This window comes from Actinospica durhamensis (genome assembly GCF_018139695.1).
Taxonomy (GTDB): Bacteria; Actinomycetota; Actinomycetes; order Streptomycetales; family Catenulisporaceae; genus Actinospica; species Actinospica durhamensis.
Map to the genome: position 1 here is coordinate 1 of NZ_JAGSOG010000576.1, position 1,407 is coordinate 1,407.

The window sequence follows — 1,407 nt, forward strand, 5'->3', positions numbered from 1 at the left end:
AGAGGACGATAAGCGAGTCTTCTACCGTTTCACTCGCTGGCTTGGATCAGGGTCGCTGGTCGGCGGGGCTGGGCGGTGCCTGCGGGCCGGGCTGTTGGAACAGTCCGGGTTCGGTCTCGTCGAGGAATCCGAGGCTGACCAGGCGTTTGAGTTTCGCGCGGGTGCCTTCGACGTGCTTGGGCATCACGGGTAGATCCAGTGCGATGCACAGGTCGCGGGCACGTAGTGGCCGGCGTTCGTGCTCGAACACGCTGGTGATCTGCTGGTAGGCCGCGCCGTCCGGCAGGACCGGGGCCGGTGGCTGCTCGAGGTCGAGGTCGGCGGCCAGAGCGCGGACGGTTTTGGCTGTGGTCGCCAGCGCTTCGCGTTCGGCTTCCGCCTCGCGCAGGCGGGCGGCGAGTTCGCCGATTTGCTCGGCAAGTTGGCGTTCGCGCTGCTCGATCCCGTCCAGGAGTTGCTGAATGACGGCGTGGGTCATCACGCCTCCCGCCATCGAGCGGGCGTGCCGGCCAGGCGGCGCAGTATCCGTCCGGCCGAGGCCCAGTAGATCCTGGATTCCGACGAGGACGGGGCGTGCTCGAAGTCGCGCGCGAGGCGTCTCTCCAGCATGTTCAGGCCGTTGGTCTGCTCAACCCGCCACCGGATGGGCTCGGGGACGAACCCGGTGCGGGCCGGGTTGCGCTCAACGATCTGAACATCGATGCCGAGTGTTCGGCCATGGTCGACCACGCTGTTCTTGAACCCCTGGTCCACCAGCGCGGTCCGCACGGTGCCGGTGCTCGCGACGACCTTGTTCAGCAGCGCGGTGCCGATCGCGTTGTCGTGCACCGACGCCGCGACGACCACGACCGCGATGATCAGCCCTATGACGTCCACGGCCAGCCCGCGCCGGCGTCCCGGAGTCTTCTTCGCCGCGTCCAGGCCCGTGGTGGACTTCGGCACCCCGGCCGCCGCTCGCACCGACTGCGAGTCGAGCACCACCAGGCTCGGGTCGGCTGTGCGTCCGGCCTTCTCGCGCACCATCATCCGCAGCACGTCGTTGATCCGCGCATCGAGCCCGTCGCGCTTCCAGACATCGAAGTAGTAGCGCACCGCGCCGGTCGGCGGAAAGTCGTGCGGCAACAGCTCCCACTGGCAGCCCGTCCGATTCTGATACCGCAGCGCGTTGACGATCTCCCGCATCTCGTAACGCCCCTGGTGACCGGAGACCGACGGATGCTGCGCCTTCCACGCCGCGATCAGCGGCTTGATCACGGCCCACTCGGGCTCGGACAGGTCGGTGTTGTACGGCTTGCGCTCATCCACCGCGCCACCGCACCACGCCCAAGGCCGCTCACGAGCAGAAACCGAGCAAATCCACACGTTATGACTAATACGAAACGGTAGAAGACTCGCTTATCGCCCTCT

Annotated in this window: 2 protein-coding genes; both read right to left on the bottom strand. The window is 67.2% G+C overall.

What is annotated here, in order from left to right; translation table 11 throughout:
• Positions 1-46 precede the first annotated feature (46 nt).
• Positions 47-478 carry a hypothetical protein gene (locus tag KDL01_RS41120; protein ID WP_212534143.1) on the bottom strand — a complete coding sequence of 144 codons (432 nt, stop codon included), beginning with the start codon at positions 476-478 and terminating at the stop codon, positions 47-49.
• Entirely contained in the window at positions 478-1,305 is an 828-nt protein-coding gene (locus KDL01_RS41125; protein ID WP_212534144.1) for an IS5 family transposase, read from the bottom strand. Before KDL01_RS41125 ends, KDL01_RS41120 begins: the two co-directional genes overlap by 1 nt.
• Positions 1,306-1,407: the final 102 nt, after the last annotated feature.

What these genes read in the sequence shown, in the direction of transcription:
- KDL01_RS41120 (WP_212534143.1), bottom strand. Translation starts at nt 478, where the DNA reads ATGACCCACGCCGTCATTCAGCAACTCCTGGACGGGATCGAGCAGCGC.